Origin of the sequence: Kitasatospora sp. NPDC056327 (assembly GCF_042261735.1) — a bacterium.
Taxonomy (GTDB): Bacteria; Actinomycetota; Actinomycetes; order Streptomycetales; family Streptomycetaceae; genus Kitasatospora.
The window spans coordinates 1-15,597 of record NZ_JBHJRC010000041.1; the positions used below are offsets into that span (position 1 = coordinate 1).

A 15,597-nucleotide genomic window follows, 5' to 3' on the forward strand; every position below is an offset into this window, starting at 1 on the left:
GTCGCGGGCCCGCCGCCGTTCGCGTCCGGGGGCGTGCGCCCCGGGCGCGGGACTACCAGCCGCGCTCCTGCCACTCGGCCAGGTGCGGGCGCTCGGCGCCGAGCGTGGTGTCGCCGCCGTGGCCCGGGTAGACCCAGGTCTCGTCCGGCAGGACGTCGAAGACCTTCTCGCCGACGTCCCGGAAGAGGCTCGCGAAGGCCTCCTTGTCGCCCCAGGTGTTCCCGACCCCGCCGGGGAACAGCTAAGGGCATCCAGGGGTAACATGTCAACCGTGACCACGCTGCCGAATCCGCTGCCGAGCAGTTCCGTCCTCGCGCTCGCCTACTCGCGGATCTCCGAAGACCCCCTGGACCAGCGACGAGGCGTGAAGCGTCAAGCCGGTGACCTCAGAGACTACTGCGCCCGCGAGGACTGGTACCTGGTCTCCGAGTACTCCGACAACGACCTCTCCGCCCTCAGCGACGACCGCCCCGACTACGACCGGCTCATCGCGGACGCCATTGCCCTGGCGCCGCACGCCAAGGCCGTAGGCAAGAAGATCGTGATCCTTGCGTACCACTCCAGCCGGCTCTGGAGGAACCGCGTCGAACGCGCCCAGGCGATCGAGGACCTTCGCCGCGTCGGGGTGTTCGTCGCCTTCGAGGCCGGCGGCTACTACGACCTGAGCAAGGCATCCCAGCGATCCCAGCTCGCCCAGGTCGGCGAGAACGACACCAGCGAGTCCGAGGTCAAGTCCGAACGCGTCACCCGCGCAGCCCTCGAACGAGCCCAGGAAGGCCGCGCAAACGGCGCCGTAGCCTACGGCTGGCATCGGGAGTACCAGTACGACCGCCGCGGACGCATCATCGGCTTCGACGACGTCGAGGATCCCGAGCAGGCCGCCGTCGTCCGCGAGATCGTACGCCGAGTGCTCGGCGGTGAGAGCCTCATGTCGATCACCATCGACCTCAACGAGCGCAAGGTCCCCGCACCCGGCGCGGGTCAGGAGCGCAAGCTGCGGGCTCATACCCAGGATGCCGAAGGGAATCGCTGGAGCAAGACGTCCGTCAAGAAGATCGCTCTTCGAAAGAGCAACATGGGCGTACGCATCCATACGGTGGAGGGCGCGATCACGGAGTACCCCGCAGCGTGGCCAGCACTCATCACAGCAGAGGAGCATGCTCGGGTCGAGGTCATGCTGGCTGCGCGCGCGACTGGCGGAGTTAAGGCTGGCAGCCAGTACCGACCCGGTCTCCGTCAGCACATGTTGTCCTGGACCGAGGTGGGGTCGTGCGGCGAGTGCGGCAGCTGGCTCAGGGTCGCGATGCGCGGCAACCGTAAGCGTGGCCACGTCGCCGAGACGTACGTCTGCCACTCCCCGGCCGGGTGCGTCGGCCGGAACAAGGCGAGCCTTGACCAGCACGTGTCTGACGTCGCGGTGCGGCTTCTCTCGGATCCGCGAGCCGCAGAAGTCTTTCAGCCGGACGAGTCAGCCGCCATGGCTGCGCTGGAGAAGGTCGCGGGCCTCAAGGCCAAGCAGTCGGTCGTGGCGGAGGACTATGCGGTCGGCCACATCACCCGGGAGCAGCTGCTGCGGATCAACCAGTCCCTCGGCCAGCAGATCACTGCCGCGCAGGCGGAGGCCAAGCGGTTGGCGCCGACGATCGACCTCACGGTCTTCGAAGGGCTCGTCGGCCCGGGCGCCGAAGAGGCTTGGGGGCGGCTGGGCGTCGCGCAGAAGACCCAGGTGCTGGAGGCCATGCAGCTGCGGGTGACGGTGCTGAGGACCGGCCGGACGGGGCCGGGCTACAACCCTGACTCGGTGCGGATTGAACGGTTGGGCGTGAAATTGTGAGAGTAGGCCCTGCCGGATCTGCAGGGCCTACTTCTTTCGGGAAGTGACGGCGTTGGGGTGATGGCTCTCGGAAGCGAGGCCTTCGCGGCGTGCGCGGTGTAGCCAACTTCGTACTGTCGCCGCCGTGACTCCGAACTTATCGGCCACTTGCTGTGCGGGATTGCGTGAGCCCATCTGTTCGGCGAGACGGTACTCACTCATCATCTGGGCTAGGTGTACGAGGCTGCGTCGGCGCCTCAGTGCATTGCCGCGGAGATCACCGTTCAGTTCTGGGAACCGCTCAGCGATTAGGGCCTCGGCCTCGCAGGCGGGGTCGACAGCCTGCCCGTGGGGAGCACCGGCCAGCAGAGCGTTTTCGGCGGCGGCGCGGGCAGCACGTTCCCACCTGTGCAACGGAAGGTCTCGGAGCTCCGAGGGCATCAGCCCCTCAGATGCCTTGGTTGGGGCGAGCTGAATACCCATGAGCTGGAGCGGGATCTCCGGCATGTAGCCGAACCTGAGGAACGCAGTGATAGCGACGTGGCTTGAGTCGCTGACCTGCACCTCGACTGTGCGGGCTCCACTGACGCCAATGGGCCAGTAGTTGGGCTCATCGGCATTGGCGCTGATAGGTGCTTCCGTCGCGGGCATGCCGCCATGGTCCCGGAGATCATGAAGCGAGTGCAACACAACACAGACTGGTGATCGTGGCATGTGTGAACACTTCAGCCATCTGTGTTGCGTTGATGTTGGGTCATAGTGTTCACTCGCAGCATGGACATCATCGCCATTCGGCGGGTTTCCGCAGTCCGACGCATGCTCGCGTCGGGTCAGGCCCGCGAACAGCGCAAGGCCCTTCACCTGTCGGTTCGCGAGGTCGCGCGGGCGGTCGGGATGAACCCCGGCACCGTGTCGCGCTGGGAGACCGGCGCCTGCAAGCCCCGCGCCGACTCCGCCCTAAAGCTCGCGGAAGTACTCGACATCGAGACGCAGGACGCCGCGTGACCGGCGAAACCTACGCGCTCCGCAAGGCTCGCGAAGCCCGCGAGGCCGGCGACGAGAAGAAAGCCAAGTACTGGGAGCACATCGAGCGCACCGTCGCCGCGATGCCGCCCCTGACCGATGACGAGATCGTCAAGCTCCGCGCGATCTTCAACGGCGCTAACACGCCGCGGCGCCGTACGGCCTGAACAGGCAAAAGGCCCCGGCAGTAGCCGAGGCCCAAACCCTCCGCCCGCGCAACGGCCTGAGAAACCTGCGGGCGAAAAACCTTCTGGAGCCAACTATGGCAGACGCCAGCGACACCAGACAGCCCGGCACCACCCAGACGGCCGGAACCTGCCCCGTCCTGGGCGGGATCTGCACCAACACCGAGCCGGCCCACTGGGACCACTACGGCCCCATCACCGGCCTCCGCGACCCCAACCGCGCCAGCGACACGCCGATGCTCGACGCCCAGCTGATGGCCCTCGACGGCGAGAACGGCACCCAGGAGCCGTACCTGTGCCTGGGCTGGGCCGGCGACACCGCCGACCTCGACCCCGCCGAGGCCCTGAAGCTCGCCGACGACCTCGACCAGTTCGCCAACCAGCTGCGGGCCCTCGCCCGCCAGCTCCAGGACATCACCACCCAGGCCTGACCCACCCCGCCGGGGCGGCACCCTCCAGCCGCCCCGGCCCAACCGCAGGAGCACAAGCCTTGCGCGCAGACGACCGCACCCGCCGGGTCGAGACCGGCGGGTGCAAGAAAGTCAGGCCAGGAGGGCCCAGCACCAGCGTACTCCCGGCCACCCCCGGGCGACCGCTCGTCCACCCCGGCATCCGTATCGCCCTGCGAACGGATCGCTGGGGTTTCGCCGTGCTGCCCCACCCCGCTCAGGAGAACGGCGGACTTCCGCCCGTCCCCGCCGGCTACGACGTCGTCATCGACCTCGGTGCCGCCCGCCGTCTCTCCGACCTGACGGTCTCCCGCCTCGCCAGCGCCGTCACCCAGGCGCGCCTCGTCAACATCGTCGGCGAAGACCCCTGGGCCGTCGCTGAAGCGTTCCGCGCCACCGTCCGCCACCTCGACGGGGAGGGTCTGTGAGCGCATTCGAGCGTCTCGCCAACGCCCTCCGCGATGCCGGGGAGACCGTCAGGTTCAGCAACGGCAGAGCCCGTACACGCGGCATCTGCCACGAAGGCGACGCCCCGGACACCGTGTCCTTCGAGATCGGCCGGAACAAGAACGTCGTCGTCTTCTGCCACAAGTGCCAGGACGCCCCCGGCGCCCTCGACGCCTTCCTCACCCCTCTCGGCCTCGCCCCGTCCGACCTCTTCGACGAGAAGGGCACCGGCCGCCCCGCCAACGCCCCCGTCAAGACCTGGACTTACCGCGACACCGACGGGACCGTCGTGCAGTACGTCGACCGGTTCATCCCGAAGCAGATCAGGCCACGCCTCCCCGACGGCCGGGTCGGGCACCCGCCCAAGGACGAGCGGGTCCTGCTGAACCTCCCCGAGGTTCGCGCGGCCGCCGCCCGCGGAGAGGTCATCACCCTGTGCGAGGGCGAACCGGACACCGACACCGCGTGCCGCCTCGGGCTGGTCGCCACCACCATGGTCGGTGGCGTCGGGATGGGCTGGCAGCCCCGCTACACCGAGATGCTCCGCGGCGCGTCCGAGGTCCGCATCATCGCGGACCGGGATCCGGACGAGGCCGGTCTGAAGCACGCCCGCAAGGTGGGCGCCATGCTGGCCGGTGCCGGTATTCCGAACCGCATCTATCTGCCCGCCTGCGGCAAGGACCTCTCCGACCACGTAGCCGCCGGAGCTGGCCTCGACGACCTGGTCGAGCACGGCACCGCACCGGACACGGTCGACCTGGCGGCCGCCGAGAAGACGGAGTCCGACGAGCACTACGTCTCCCCTGACGACGCGGCCGAGGCGCACTTCGAGGAGCGGTTGAGGGCTATGCAGGCCGAGCTCCTCGATACGGGGGACCTCGACAGCATCCAGCCCCTCGAACCGGTCATCACCGACCTGCTGTTCCGCGACACCCTCGCCCGCATCTACGGCGCGTCCGGCACCTTCAAGTCGTTCACCACCCTGGACTTCGCCGGCTGCGTCGGCACCGGCAAGGACTGGCACGGCCGTGACACCCAGCAGGGCGACGTCATCTACCTCGTAGCCGAGGGCATCCGGGGCATCCGCAAGCGCGTCCGCGCCTGGGAGCAGCACAACGGCCGCAAGATGACCGGCGTCCGCTTCCTGCCCCGGCCCGTTCAGGCGCTGGACCCGGAATGGCTCGTCCTCATCGAACTGTGCCGGCGCCTCCAGCCCAGCCTCATCGTCGTCGACACCCAGGCCCGGGTGACCGTCGGCATCGAGGAGAACAGCAACACCGAGATGGGCCGCGTTGTGCACCGCATGGAGGAGCTCCGCGCGGCCTCCGGCGCCTGCGTCCTACTGGTCCACCACACCGGCCACGAAGGCGACCGCAGCCGCGGTGCCACGGCCGTGAAAGGCGCCCTGCAGACCGAACTGGGCATCATCCGCAAGGGCAAGGGCCTCCACGACTCCACCATCACCCTGTCGACCGGCAAGCAGAAAGACGACGAGGAACTCGGCGACGTCATGTTCGGCCTCCACCAGGTCGCCCTCAACGGTGAGGCGAAGGACGACGGCGGCCCCGTTACCTCCGTCGTCCTTGTGCCCCTCGACGGCATCCCGGAGCACGCCCCGACCGTCCCGGAGCCGGGCAGTGCGGCTTGGATCGCCGACCAGCTCGACCAGGCCGGCGTACCCCTCCTCGGCCGGGATCGGCTGCAGCGGGAGTGCGAGCGGCTGGGCATCAAGGCCAGTACCACCAAGCTCTCGGAGGCCATCCGGATCCGGAAGACCCGGGGTACGAAACCTGTTCTGAGACCTGTTCCCGACCTGTTCCCGCCGAATCAGCCGGAATCTGTTCTCCCGGACAGAACAGGTTCTGACGAAAGCGCAGATCAGACCTGTTCCGAACAGATCCGGGACAGGTCGGGAACAGGTGCCCGGACCGTACCTGTTCCCGCCCCCCGTCCTTTAGGGCGGGAACAGGTCGGAACACCCAGCCCGAATGCGACGTCTGCGGGGAGCCCCTCGACCGCGAATGGGCCGCTCTCGGCAACCCCACACACGTCGGATGTTGATCAAGGAGCGCACCCATGGACCACGCCGATCGAGAAGCCCTCCGAGCCGCTGCCGAACAGCGCGTACGCCAGCAGGTCCAGACCGCCACCGAACGCCGCACCCGCCGCGCCAGAACACGCGCCGCACTCAACCTGGCCCGCGCCGCCGGCCTCACCACCCGGCACCGAAACCGCCTTACCCACCTCGACAACAGCACCCCGGCCGCCAGCGCGGCCTAACCCCGAAGGAGAACCCCGTGAACACCAGCCTCTTCGCCGTCAAGCTCCCCGACGGCCGCGGCATCGAGACCAACTTCCCCAACCCCCCGCTCCCCGACCTCCTCCACCCCCGACTCGCCGCACAGCTCAACACCCTCACCACCGCCAAGCACCACGCCGACCAGGCCCGAGCCGACTGGAGCCGGGCCGGCAGCCCGAAGGGCGGCAAGACCACCGACGCCCTCGCCAAGGCCGACGACGCCGTCCGCGTCGAACTCCTCAACCTCTTCGACACCGCGTTCGCGACCGCCGGCACCGCCCGCCAGCACGCCGTCGAGTCGTACCGGCTGCACGCCGCCCGCTTCGAACGCCTCCGCCAGGAAGCCCTTGAGGAGCTGCGGCACTGCGCGGCCCACGCCAACCTCGCCGCCGTCGCCAAGGACAACCCCGCCGCCGTCGGGATCGACAAGGGCTCCAGGGACCCGCTGTACGGGCACGTCCTGGCGCTCGCCTCCAGCATCGAGCAGCTGCGGCTCCGCCCGCTCGACGAGTAACCCCACCCCGGCCGGGCGGGCCGACCCTCCACGGCCCGCCCGGCACCCCACCCAGCACCACCCACCCCTGGAGGTGACCACCGATGGCCGTCTATGGCCTGCAGACACGAAATGACGTCGCCCTGCTCATCGCCCGCGGCACCAGCGTCGACCAGGCAGCCCGCGACACCGGAGTCTCGGCCCGCACCATCCGAAGGTGGCGTGAGGAACCCGACTTCGAGAACGAGATCCAGACGGCCCGGCGCGCGATCCTCGCCGAAGCGGTCGCCGCTCTCGGCGCAGCCGTCCGAGACGCCGTCACCGCGCTGCACCAGGCGCTCAAGGACCCCAGCCCCGGCATCCGCGTCCGCGCCGCCTCCGTCCTCCTGTCGTCCCTGCCCGCGATCTCGGAGCATGCGGAGCTGAACGAACGCCTCGCCGCCCTGGAAGCCGCGGCCGAAGACCGGCGGGCCGCGTGAGCGCCCGCAGCCTTCGGGCCCGCCTCGAAGCCCTCGAACCCGACCGGCCCATCTACACCGGGCCCACCGAGCAGGACATCGCCCTGTACGAGCTCATCGCCCGCCACGGCGTCCGACTCGGCGAGCAGCCCCAGCCGACCAGCGAGCAGATGCGCGAGTACCTCGTCCAGGCCGAGGCCGTCAACGCCGAGGTCCTCCGCCGGCTCCGTGCCGGCGAACCCGGGGCCGACCCATACGCCGTCCGCGCCGACCTCTACCCACAGCACGCTCACCAGGAGGACCAGTGACCACCACCACCACCGTCCCGGCCGGCCTCGTCGACCTCGTCGTCGCCCGCCCCCTCAACCCGCCCGCCCACGTCACCCTGCGGCCCGAGCACCTGCCCGCCGACATCGCCCGCGCCTTCGCCGCCCTCCAGGACGCCCTGGTCCGGGAGCGCGAGACCCGGCTGGCCGCTGACACCGCGCGCGGCGACCAGGAGCAGGCCGGCCTCGCCGCCGACGCCCGCACCGCCACCGACCGGGCGCTCGACGGCCTCGCCCGGCTCACCGCCGGCAGCGGCACCGCCCTCCAGGACTCGGCGGGCGCCGCGTTCACCAACGCCGTCGACCGTGCGCTCGCCGCCCTGCGGGAGGCCGAGGAGCGGATCGAGGAGGCGCAGCACGCCGTGGCGCTGCACCGCCGGGTCGCACCGGGCCGGCCGGTGCTGAACCTCAACCTCGACGGGCGCGGGCTGCGGGACCACGCCGGGTGGCAGCGGTTGTCGATGGCCCGGCAGAACGTGCGGGACGCCGTAGCGCACGTTCGGGAGGCCGGGCTGTGAGCGGCGGCGGGGACTGGGCGCAGCAGGCGGCGGCCCGGCTGCGGCAGCAGGACGGGCCCGTGGCTGCGGTGTCCGAGGGGGAGCGGGCGGAGCGGCTGGCGGCGGAGGCGCGCGGCCGTAGGGCCGGCCGTCGCCGGGGTGGTCCGCCGTTGCCGTCGTGGGCGGTGCGTGCCGCGGCGAACGCGGGCTTCGACGTCGACGGGGATGGTGCGGAGTGAGCGCGCGGACGCTGCGGGCGCGGCTGGCCAGGCTGGGCCCGCCGCCGGTGCCGGAGGATGTCCGGCTGTACTGCGTGTTCCACGGCCGGGCGTGCGAGATGGGCAAGGTGCCGCCGGACGACCTCGTCGTCCTGGTCCACGAGGCTCACGTCGCGGCGGGCGTGCCGGTCGAGCCGCTGTACGAGCACCAGGTGGCGACGCCGGCGCAGCGGGCCCGGAGGGAGCGCGAGATCCGGGAGCTCATCGAGGCGAAGCGGCGCCGCAACGAGGCCGAGGAGCGGGTCCTGCGGGGCGAGCCGGCCGGGCCGGTGGAGGAGGTGGCGTCATGGACGCGGTGAAGCCGGTGCCGTCGGCGCAGCGGCACGCCGAGCAGCTGCTCGAACCGCGGGCCGGGTCGGGGCGGGGCCGTCCGTCGTGGGAGCGGCGCGCGGAGCGGCTTCTGGGCCGTACGGCTGGGGAGGCCCGGGACGCTGCTGCTGTCGTGGCTGGAACGGCCGAACAGGGCGGGGGTGGGCCCGGACACCGGGGAGGCCCTGCGGGGCCGTTCTAGCCCGGCCTGCTGGAGGGTCCTGGCCGTGTCTCGGCCGGGGCCCCGAGGCACCTGATCGTGCTAAGCCCTGTCCCCGTCCTCAAGGCCGGGTACCAGGTCCTGAAGCCTCGCAGCCACGTAGTCGAGATCCTTTCGGCTGATACGCCTACTCCACTGGAGTTTGATCTCGTAGCCGTTCTCAGGTCGGTCCCGGTTCCTGATCACTGGCGCGCGATCCATGTCGGCCTGTTCCAGGAGGAACTCGCAGAGTCCGCTCCGGTGTGTCACGTCGAACTGATTGAGCGACACGACCACCTCGCCGCCGTCGACCGTGAGCGCGAACGATGCCATGCCTGCCTCCCTACGGCGTTGTCCTTCGAGCATCGACACGGTCGTACTCGTGCGCACGCCGGATAGCCCGATCGGCGGCAATCCCGTTGCCACCAGCCTTGTTACATCTTTTCCAGAAAGTGTGGACAACCGTGGGCCAGAAACAGCACGTTGACGCTCTTCGTCGGCCGTCCGGCAGTCTTCGGCTCGTCGCCGTCCTTCGGGTGTCGACCGCCACCCAGCTCGACGGGTACGGGCTCGACGCCCAGGAGAAGGACGTCCGCAAGTGGGCCCGCTCGGTCGGCCACCGGATCGTCAAGGTGTGCACCGACGGGGCAATCAGCGGGAAGGCCGGCGACGACGAGCGGCCCGGCCTGACCGAGGCGCTCCAGTGGATCGCCGACGGCCAGGCGGACGGGATCCTCGCGCCGAACCTCGACCGGATCGCCCGCCAGCTCACCCAGCAGGAGGCCATCCTGGCGGTGGTGTGGGCGCGGGGCGGGCGCGTGTTCACCGCCGACCGCGGCGAGCACCTGCCCGATGACGACGACGACCCGATGCGGACCTTTGTTCGGCAAGTGATGGGCGCGGCGGCGCAGCTGGAGCGCGGGCTGATCGTGAAGCGGCTGCGGGGCGGCCGGCGGGCGAAGGCGGAGGCGGGCGGGTACGCGCACGGGGCGCCGTCGTATGGGCGGCAGGCGGTGAAGAAGGAGCTGGCGGAGGAGCCTACCGAGGCGAAGGTGTTGGCCCGGATGCGGGCCTGGCGGGCGGAGGGCGTGGGGGTGCGGGAGATTGCCCGCCGGTTGAACGAGGAGGGTGTGCCGTCGAAGCGCGGGGGCCGCTGGCACCCCACGACCGTTGCCCGGCTCCTCGACGCCGATGCCCGGGAGTCCGCCCGGGCGCAGTCCGCTCGGGCGCGGGAGGCGGAGCGGGAGCGGACGCGGCTGGCCCGGGCGGACCGGCTGATGGGGAAGCTGTCATAACGGATCGGCTGAGATGCGCGGCAGATCGAACTGGTAACAGGACGGCGAACGAGCAGCGTGCCGGCTGTCCGACTGACAGGCTCCTCGCATTGCTACGGAGTCAGGAGTCACATGCAGGCCTACGTGCCACCTTCCCGACCTTGGCCGCCGAACGCTGACGCGCGACGGCGACCAGATTTTCGGTTTGCCCTCGGGGTACTGGCAGCCGTATCACTAGCGAGCGGGGCCGCGGTCGGGTATCTCGTCGCCGACAAGGACGTCAGCGACGACCCCGCCCCTGGCCCTGCAACGCCGCTGACGGCGTTGGTCGTTGATTGTCGGCAGACGCCACTGGCAACCGGAGGACTCGCTGCGGTCGCGACGATCGAGGTCACAAACAACACCGATGTCGAACAGCGCTATCGGTTGCTCGTCGAGGGCAAGGCGTTCAACGGAACCAGCAACGGTGAGCTATCGGGACTGCGGTACATCAAACCAGCAGGCCGACTGAGGGTCGAGTACTGGATTGCTCCACCTGGTTCGTCGGACCCCAACAAGTGTGTGTTCCTGCCGGTAGAGGCCAAGATCGGCTGACCTGCTGCCATGAGAAGCGCGCCGGTGATGGAAGTCTGACAGTCGGCCGCTGGTCGGGGCCGTCGTCGGCCGGGGCCCTTTTCGTTACGGGTTCCGTTACGCCGGGCTCGTCAGTTGTGCACGGTCAGCCTGCTGCTCTTCGGCACGACCCGGTAGCGGACCGACTCGATCGCGGAGGCCGGCACGACCAGGACCTCGTACTCGGCCTTCCGGTCGACCGGCACCGTGCCGTTCGTCGGCCGCGGGTCGATGTGGACGAACCCGTTGTCGAGGGCGATGCGGATGCTGGACAGCTGGTTGAGCAGCTGCGACTGGTTGGTGGGGTTGGGGATCAGATTGCTGGTGAGGCGCAGTTCGTCGGCCTCGATCCAGGTGAGGTTGTTCGTCATGGACGGAGGCTAGTGCCCGCTCCGGACATCCGGCGTGATAGTGGCCAAATGTTACCAACCGGCAATAAGCTTGCTGTAGCTGCACGCATCGGCCGTCGCCAGCGGGTTCCCCGGATGGGACCGCCGGCCACCTTCACGGCCCGCGAACGCGGCAGGGACGGCTCCGGGATGGGGGGCAGGCAAGCCCGTGACGGGCACCGCTCGCGCAGGTAGCGCACCCCCAGCCCCCAGGGATTCCCGGCATGGCCGCCGTATTCTCCGGCTCCACTCTGCGTGCCGCCCGCCACCGCGCGGGGCTTGTTCACTCCGACCCTTACCGCCGCCGCCAGCCGATCTCCGTGGCCGATCCGGGAGCCTGACTCGCCGCGGAAGGTCCCGGCCAAGTCTGACCGGGACCCCGGGCTGGCTAGGCCCGCCTGCGATGCAGAGCGATCATCGGGACAACCCACACGGTGATGCCCGTCAGCACTGCCTGCGACGGACTCGTCCCCGCCACGATTGATCCGGCTACGAGGATGCCATCGACCAGGAGCGCGACGACCGGAAAGGGCACAGGAAGATCCCCGGCACCCCGGCTCCGTGTGCGCCGCGGGCGGTCGTTGGCCTGAGAGTGGTGTGGCAGCATAGCTCTGCTGCTCCTTTCGATCGTGTACTGGGAATACCCGATGGGATGCAGTCAGCGAAGAGCCGCCCGGCCAGGCGGCTCTTCTGCATTTCCGGACCCGGGCTGCGGCCAGCATAGGTCAGGTTTCGGCCTGGGTGATTCCCGGCGATTCCGCAGTTCAGCGCGCTTTCGAACCGCGGTTAACCGCGACCTTCTCGGTCCTGGCAGCCGCCGCCGGGGTGCCTGCGCGAGCGATCTACTCGGACGTTGATCCAGGTGAGGGCCCTGGTGGCTAGGCCCTGGCCTCGCGTCGTGATTCGCCTCAATAACTTGGCCAATGCTCCAAAAGAGTGAACCTCCGCTACTCCAAAAGAGTGAACGGGCAGGGTGTGTATGGAGAACTGGAGGATGCTCCTGGCCTGCAAGTTATGCCCTGGGAGAACGTCGCTATCTTGAGGGCGAGGGTGTTTCGGGGCTCTCAAACGCCTCGAAACGTGGCCCAGTCGGGCCAGTAAGTCGCCGACCGGGCGACCAATGCCCTCCCCCGCATCGCCGCCGGCTGCGACGACGTGCCGATCAGCGTCACCCTCGCCCACTGACGAGGAAGCGCCCCGCCCTCCACGGAGAGCGGGGCGCCCGACTCACGTCGGGTAGTCGACGACAGGCGCGGTCAGCAGGGCTGCCAGATCGGCGAGCGCTTCGGGCGGCAGGTGCTTGCGAAGGGCCCGCGCGGTCGCCTCGGTGTCGTCCACGGGGACGCTCACGGCCCGCCGCCGGAAGCCCGCCCGGACCATCGCGGCGTGCGCGGACAGGTGGCCGGCCAGGACCTCGGCATGCAGTTCTGGCGCGTCCTTCCGGAGTCGGCGGAGGGCGGCCGCCTGAGTGTTCCCCGTCGGAGCCTCAGCGCCTTGTACATTGTCATGGGCGTGGACCGAGGACGGCCGCTGAAGCGTTCGGTCCAGCAGATCCACCGCCGTCGGGCTATCAGCCACAACCCTCCGAACGAGCGCGACCGTGACGCCGAGGCCCTTCAACGGCGGAGTCACGACGAAGTCGGCAAAGCGCTCGTACTCCACCAGCTCGCCGCGCACAGTGACGAACGACCGCCAGGACCCGTCTGTCAGCAGCCGTCGCAGCAGCTCCGGGGCGTTCTCCAGTCCGCTGCCGCCACGCTCCAGCGCCGAGGATAGCGCCTCGACGAGTGTCCCCCGCGCACGCCCCTCCTCCCGTGCCGTCACTGGGCTTCACGGAGCAGTTGCTCGACGAACTCCAGCCCGCGCTGAAGCTGCTGGATGCTCGCATCGCGACGCTTCCGCACACTCATGACGTTGTTCACCCGCCATTGAAACTCGGCGTGCTCCAGCCCGAGCTTGAACACCGCGTGGCGAGAGCGCTTCGTCAGCTGATCGGCCAAGGCCTTCCGCTTGCGATGCAGGGGCTCGTCTGCGATTCCCGCAGCAACTAGCTTGCCCTGGGCGGGGATCGGCATTGGTACGGTGCCGACCTTCGTCAGCTCGCCAAGCTCTTCCCTGACGAGCTTGCGCATCGAGGCAAGGACGCTCGGCGGGAAGTCGTGCTTCCTCAGCAGCTCTTCCGCCCGTTCGTTCTCCTCCACCGTCCACTCGGTGCCACCGTGGATCGCACCATGGAACGTGGGCTGGGACGCCGCAAGCGGAATCCGGGCGAAGAGGTCCAGCATCTGCTGTCCGTTCCCGTCGCTCAGTTCACGCTCGATCTCCTCGTCCTGGAGGTCGAGTTCATGCCGGATCTCCTGCTCGATCTGTGCGGCCATGATGCGGAGTCCGGAGAGCGCGGGCGCGAAGACCGTGGCGATCTGCTCATCTTCCTGGCCCTGGCGGCGCACGAACCGACCGACAGCCTGTCGGAAGAACATCTCGGTCTTCGTCTTTGTGGCGTAGACGCCGAGCGCGAGCCTAGGGACGTCGACGCCCTCCGAAACCATCCGGACGGCAACGAGCCACCGCTGGTTGCCGTCCGAGAATCGGTCAATGCCGAGCTTGGCTTCAGGGCCGTCCTCGGACAAGACGACTACCGGGTCCTCGCCGGTGATGTCCTTCAGCATCTTGGCGTAGGCCTTCGCCTGGGGCGCCCGGTAGGCGATCACCAAGCCGCCGGCTCGGGGGGCCTCCGCCCGCATCGCCGTCAGAGTTTCGTCGGCCTTCATCAACAGGCCTTTCATCCACCCGGTCACCGGGTCGAGGGCGGTTTCCAGCACGGCAGAGACATCGCCCCTCTCCAGTTCGGCGGAGAGGTTCGCGCTGGACGTCACCGCCCCGGAGTCCATCCACTTCATCTCGCCGTCGTAGAAGTGGAAGTCGACCTGCCGGCAGACGTTGTCCCGGATGGCCTGGCCGTAGCCGTAGGTGTAGTCCGCGATCGAGCGGGACACTCCCTCGCTGTCGCGCTCGTAGCGGACGAAGGGGATCGGGTTGTTGTCCGAACGGAAGGGCGTGCCGGACAGGGCCAGCCTCCTTGAGGCCTCGCCGAACGCATGCTTCACCGCGGAACCCCAGGCCTTCTCGTCGCCGGCGTGGTGGACCTCGTCGAAGATGACGAGCGTACGCTGCTGGCAGCCCATTCGATGCAAGTCGGGCTGGGCTGCGACCTGCGCGTATGTCACTGCCGCGCCGCGGTAGTCCTCGGGGTTCTCAAGGCCGTCGCGGTTCTTGGTGGTGGGGTCGATCTCCATCCCGCACTTGTGGGCAGCGGCGGCCCACTGCATCTTCAGATGCTCGCTCGGTACGACGACGACGACCCGCTTGACGATGCCGCTCTCAATCAGGTCGTTGGCCAGCCGCAACGCGAAGTTGGTCTTTCCGGCGCCCGGCGTGGCAACCACGAGGAAGTCGCGGGCGTCCCGCGCGACATAGGTGTTCAGGGCGGCGCGCTGCCACTCGCGGGGGGCCATGCCGGTCCATGCCATGTGCGTTGTGCCTTTCGTCAGGTTGCAGTTGGGGCAGAGCGCCTGCCCGTTGATCACATCGGTAGGGCCGCCGGCAGACCAGGGGGTGATGTGGTCGCCATGCCAGCCGGGGCGAAGGAGGGTGCCGCACTTCACGCACTTGCCGCCCGCAGCGAGGTACATCGCTACGCGCTCGGAGGTGTTGAAGCGGCGTCGTTGAGGGGGAGGGGTTACCACGCGGCGGTGGCGAGGGGATCAGCGCTACGGTGAGCCTGAGCCATGGGAGGTCGCACACTCCTCTGGTCGGCGCCCTTCACAGGAGTCGGCAGTCCCCCGTCGAGGGCATCGTTGTGTCTGTGCCGAGTTGAGGGGATTCGGCAGGAACAGATTACTCCGAGTGGATGACAATCTGACCAAATGTCACCCTGTGCCACTGGCGGGCATATGCCGGATGGTGGCGTGGCACCCGGTGTCGCCAGGATGTCCCGCACTCGCGGCAGGTCGGGTGGGGTCGGTTGTCAAGTCGCCTGCGGACCGGCTGGACCGGCTGGCATGCTGCCGGCCATGACCACCATCACCGAGGCGATCGCAGCCTTTCCCCGTGAGCCGTACGACAGTTTCAAGTACCCTGCGGAGTACGCACAGGAGCTTCTTCTGACCCATCCCGAATGGGTGCCGCAGGAGTGCCGGGATCACGCCAAAGAGGAGTTCGACACCCCGCTCAACGCCCGGGGAGCGCCACGGCGGCGGTCGCCTGGGGACAAGATCATCCTCTGGCACGCCTTCCGCTTCTGGTGTAAGGCCCAGGGGTGGGACCTCGGCGAGGCAACACGGCTACTGGCCAACGAGTATCTGGCCCGGTCCGGTATTGAGGTGCCCGCCCATACAGCGCGGCAGGTGTAGATCGCTGGCTCCTCGCCGCTGAGAAGGTCAACGTCTGGCCCTGCTTGCGGCGAAGTGCCCCGTCTGGACGTCCGGACGGGGCGCTTCCTTCTCGGCGGGCGAGGGTGACGGTCGACGCGCGGGAGGCGCTGGCG

20 protein-coding genes and 2 pseudogenes are annotated in these 15,597 nt (G+C 69.2%); 15 read left to right on the forward strand and 7 right to left on the reverse strand.

Annotation, left to right across the window (positions count from 1 at the left end):
* Positions 1 to 52: 52 nt before the first annotated feature.
* A pseudogene (locus ACFCX4_RS08895) lies at positions 53 to 241 on the reverse strand (MBL fold metallo-hydrolase); the annotation flags it as partial.
* Between the two features lie 30 nt (positions 242 to 271).
* On the opposite strand from ACFCX4_RS08895, the gene ACFCX4_RS08900 reads away from it, so the two are divergent.
* Complete coding sequence (locus ACFCX4_RS08900) at positions 272 to 1,834, forward strand: recombinase family protein (protein ID WP_376139942.1); 1,563 nt, start codon at positions 272 to 274, stop codon at positions 1,832 to 1,834.
* A 27-nt stretch (positions 1,835 to 1,861) separates the two neighbouring features.
* Here ACFCX4_RS08900 and ACFCX4_RS08905 read toward each other — a convergent pair whose 3' ends face one another.
* Positions 1,862 to 2,464 (reverse strand): helix-turn-helix domain-containing protein, encoded by a 603-nt coding sequence (locus tag ACFCX4_RS08905; RefSeq protein WP_376139943.1) that lies wholly within the window; start codon positions 2,462 to 2,464, stop codon positions 1,862 to 1,864.
* Positions 2,465 to 2,587: 123 nt separating this feature from the next.
* On the opposite strand from ACFCX4_RS08905, the gene ACFCX4_RS08910 reads away from it, so the two are divergent.
* The 5 genes and pseudogenes from ACFCX4_RS08910 to ACFCX4_RS08930 form a co-directional block, all read left to right on the forward strand.
* Positions 2,588 to 2,818 carry a helix-turn-helix domain-containing protein gene (locus ACFCX4_RS08910; protein ID WP_376139944.1) on the forward strand — a complete coding sequence of 77 codons (231 nt, stop codon included), beginning with the start codon at positions 2,588 to 2,590 and terminating at the stop codon, positions 2,816 to 2,818.
* Positions 2,815 to 3,003 carry a hypothetical protein gene (locus ACFCX4_RS08915; RefSeq protein WP_376139945.1) on the forward strand — a complete coding sequence of 63 codons (189 nt, stop codon included), beginning with the start codon at positions 2,815 to 2,817 and terminating at the stop codon, positions 3,001 to 3,003. Before ACFCX4_RS08910 ends, ACFCX4_RS08915 begins: the two co-directional genes overlap by 4 nt.
* Positions 3,004 to 3,098: 95 nt before the next feature.
* Positions 3,099 to 3,452, forward strand: coding sequence for a DUF6907 domain-containing protein (locus ACFCX4_RS08920; protein WP_376139946.1), 354 nt, complete (start codon positions 3,099 to 3,101; stop codon positions 3,450 to 3,452).
* A gap of 218 nt (positions 3,453 to 3,670) precedes the next feature.
* The gene (locus ACFCX4_RS08925) at positions 3,671 to 3,898 is read left to right on the forward strand and encodes a hypothetical protein (RefSeq protein ID WP_376139947.1); all 228 of its coding nucleotides are present in this window, start codon (positions 3,671 to 3,673) and stop codon (positions 3,896 to 3,898) included.
* Between the two features lie 866 nt (positions 3,899 to 4,764).
* A pseudogene (locus ACFCX4_RS08930) lies at positions 4,765 to 5,229 on the forward strand (AAA family ATPase); the annotation flags it as partial.
* A gap of 27 nt (positions 5,230 to 5,256) precedes the next feature.
* On the opposite strand, the gene ACFCX4_RS08935 reads toward ACFCX4_RS08930, so the two are convergent.
* Complete coding sequence (locus ACFCX4_RS08935; RefSeq protein ID WP_376139987.1) at positions 5,257 to 5,529, reverse strand: hypothetical protein; 273 nt, start codon at positions 5,527 to 5,529, stop codon at positions 5,257 to 5,259.
* A 464-nt stretch (positions 5,530 to 5,993) separates the two neighbouring features.
* Between ACFCX4_RS08935 and ACFCX4_RS08940 the strand changes: the two genes are divergently transcribed.
* The 6 genes from ACFCX4_RS08940 (at position 5,994) to ACFCX4_RS08965 (ending at position 8,567) form a co-directional block, all read left to right on the forward strand.
* Entirely contained in the window at positions 5,994 to 6,197 is a 204-nt protein-coding gene (locus ACFCX4_RS08940; protein WP_376139988.1) for a hypothetical protein, read from the forward strand.
* 17 nt (positions 6,198 to 6,214) lie between these two features.
* Positions 6,215 to 6,730, forward strand: coding sequence for a hypothetical protein (locus tag ACFCX4_RS08945; protein WP_376139989.1), 516 nt, complete (start codon positions 6,215 to 6,217; stop codon positions 6,728 to 6,730).
* An 83-nt stretch (positions 6,731 to 6,813) separates the two neighbouring features.
* Positions 6,814 to 7,188: a helix-turn-helix domain-containing protein gene (locus ACFCX4_RS08950; protein ID WP_376139948.1), complete on the forward strand. Its 375-nt coding sequence runs from the start codon at positions 6,814 to 6,816 to the stop codon at positions 7,186 to 7,188.
* Positions 7,185 to 7,475: a hypothetical protein gene (locus ACFCX4_RS08955; protein ID WP_376139949.1), complete on the forward strand. Its 291-nt coding sequence runs from the start codon at positions 7,185 to 7,187 to the stop codon at positions 7,473 to 7,475. Before ACFCX4_RS08950 ends, ACFCX4_RS08955 begins: the two co-directional genes overlap by 4 nt.
* A complete protein-coding gene (locus ACFCX4_RS08960; RefSeq protein WP_376139950.1) occupies positions 7,472 to 8,011 on the forward strand; it encodes a hypothetical protein in 540 nt (179 codons plus the stop codon). Before ACFCX4_RS08955 ends, ACFCX4_RS08960 begins: the two co-directional genes overlap by 4 nt.
* Positions 8,012 to 8,225: 214 nt before the next feature.
* Positions 8,226 to 8,567 (forward strand): hypothetical protein, encoded by a 342-nt coding sequence (locus ACFCX4_RS08965; RefSeq protein WP_376139951.1) that lies wholly within the window; start codon positions 8,226 to 8,228, stop codon positions 8,565 to 8,567.
* Positions 8,568 to 8,839: 272 nt separating this feature from the next.
* Here ACFCX4_RS08965 and ACFCX4_RS08970 read toward each other — a convergent pair whose 3' ends face one another.
* Positions 8,840 to 9,109, reverse strand: coding sequence for a hypothetical protein (locus ACFCX4_RS08970; protein WP_376139952.1), 270 nt, complete (start codon positions 9,107 to 9,109; stop codon positions 8,840 to 8,842).
* A gap of 203 nt (positions 9,110 to 9,312) precedes the next feature.
* On the opposite strand from ACFCX4_RS08970, the gene ACFCX4_RS08975 reads away from it, so the two are divergent.
* Positions 9,313 to 10,071 carry a recombinase family protein gene (locus ACFCX4_RS08975; RefSeq protein ID WP_376139953.1) on the forward strand — a complete coding sequence of 253 codons (759 nt, stop codon included), beginning with the start codon at positions 9,313 to 9,315 and terminating at the stop codon, positions 10,069 to 10,071.
* A gap of 111 nt (positions 10,072 to 10,182) precedes the next feature.
* Positions 10,183 to 10,644, forward strand: coding sequence for a hypothetical protein (locus ACFCX4_RS08980; RefSeq protein ID WP_376139954.1), 462 nt, complete (start codon positions 10,183 to 10,185; stop codon positions 10,642 to 10,644).
* Between the two features lie 110 nt (positions 10,645 to 10,754).
* On the opposite strand, the gene ACFCX4_RS08985 is transcribed toward ACFCX4_RS08980, so the two are convergent.
* The 3 genes from ACFCX4_RS08985 to ACFCX4_RS08995 form a co-directional block, all read right to left on the reverse strand.
* Complete coding sequence (locus tag ACFCX4_RS08985; protein ID WP_376139955.1) at positions 10,755 to 11,033, reverse strand: hypothetical protein; 279 nt, start codon at positions 11,031 to 11,033, stop codon at positions 10,755 to 10,757.
* Between the two features lie 1,245 nt (positions 11,034 to 12,278).
* Positions 12,279 to 12,875, reverse strand: coding sequence for a hypothetical protein (locus ACFCX4_RS08990; RefSeq protein ID WP_376139956.1), 597 nt, complete (start codon positions 12,873 to 12,875; stop codon positions 12,279 to 12,281).
* Positions 12,872 to 14,743 carry a DEAD/DEAH box helicase family protein gene (locus ACFCX4_RS08995; protein WP_376139957.1) on the reverse strand — a complete coding sequence of 624 codons (1,872 nt, stop codon included), beginning with the start codon at positions 14,741 to 14,743 and terminating at the stop codon, positions 12,872 to 12,874. Before ACFCX4_RS08995 ends, ACFCX4_RS08990 begins: the two co-directional genes overlap by 4 nt.
* 381 nt (positions 14,744 to 15,124) lie before the next feature.
* Here ACFCX4_RS08995 and ACFCX4_RS09000 point away from each other — a divergent pair, with 381 nt between their 5' ends.
* Positions 15,125 to 15,463, forward strand: a complete 339-nt coding sequence (locus tag ACFCX4_RS09000) for a hypothetical protein (protein WP_376139958.1) — start codon at positions 15,125 to 15,127, stop codon at positions 15,461 to 15,463.
* Positions 15,464 to 15,597: the final 134 nt, after the last annotated feature.

Excerpts from the sequence above, each read along its gene's own strand:
- ACFCX4_RS08985 (WP_376139955.1), bottom strand. The coding sequence starts at position 11,033 with ATGACGAACAACCTCACCTGGATCGAGGCCGACGAACTGCGCCTCACC.
- ACFCX4_RS08920 (WP_376139946.1), top strand. The coding sequence starts at position 3,099 with ATGGCAGACGCCAGCGACACCAGACAGCCCGGCACCACCCAGACGGCC.
- ACFCX4_RS08910 (WP_376139944.1), top strand. The coding sequence starts at position 2,588 with ATGGACATCATCGCCATTCGGCGGGTTTCCGCAGTCCGACGCATGCTC.
- ACFCX4_RS08940 (WP_376139988.1), top strand. The coding sequence starts at position 5,994 with ATGGACCACGCCGATCGAGAAGCCCTCCGAGCCGCTGCCGAACAGCGC.
- ACFCX4_RS08905 (WP_376139943.1), bottom strand. The coding sequence starts at position 2,464 with ATGCCCGCGACGGAAGCACCTATCAGCGCCAATGCCGATGAGCCCAAC.
- ACFCX4_RS08950 (WP_376139948.1), top strand. The coding sequence starts at position 6,814 with ATGGCCGTCTATGGCCTGCAGACACGAAATGACGTCGCCCTGCTCATC.
- ACFCX4_RS08970 (WP_376139952.1), bottom strand. The coding sequence starts at position 9,109 with ATGGCATCGTTCGCGCTCACGGTCGACGGCGGCGAGGTGGTCGTGTCG.
- ACFCX4_RS08980 (WP_376139954.1), top strand. The coding sequence starts at position 10,183 with ATGCAGGCCTACGTGCCACCTTCCCGACCTTGGCCGCCGAACGCTGAC.
- ACFCX4_RS09000 (WP_376139958.1), top strand. The coding sequence starts at position 15,125 with ATGACCACCATCACCGAGGCGATCGCAGCCTTTCCCCGTGAGCCGTAC.
- ACFCX4_RS08995 (WP_376139957.1), bottom strand. The coding sequence starts at position 14,743 with ATGTACCTCGCTGCGGGCGGCAAGTGCGTGAAGTGCGGCACCCTCCTT.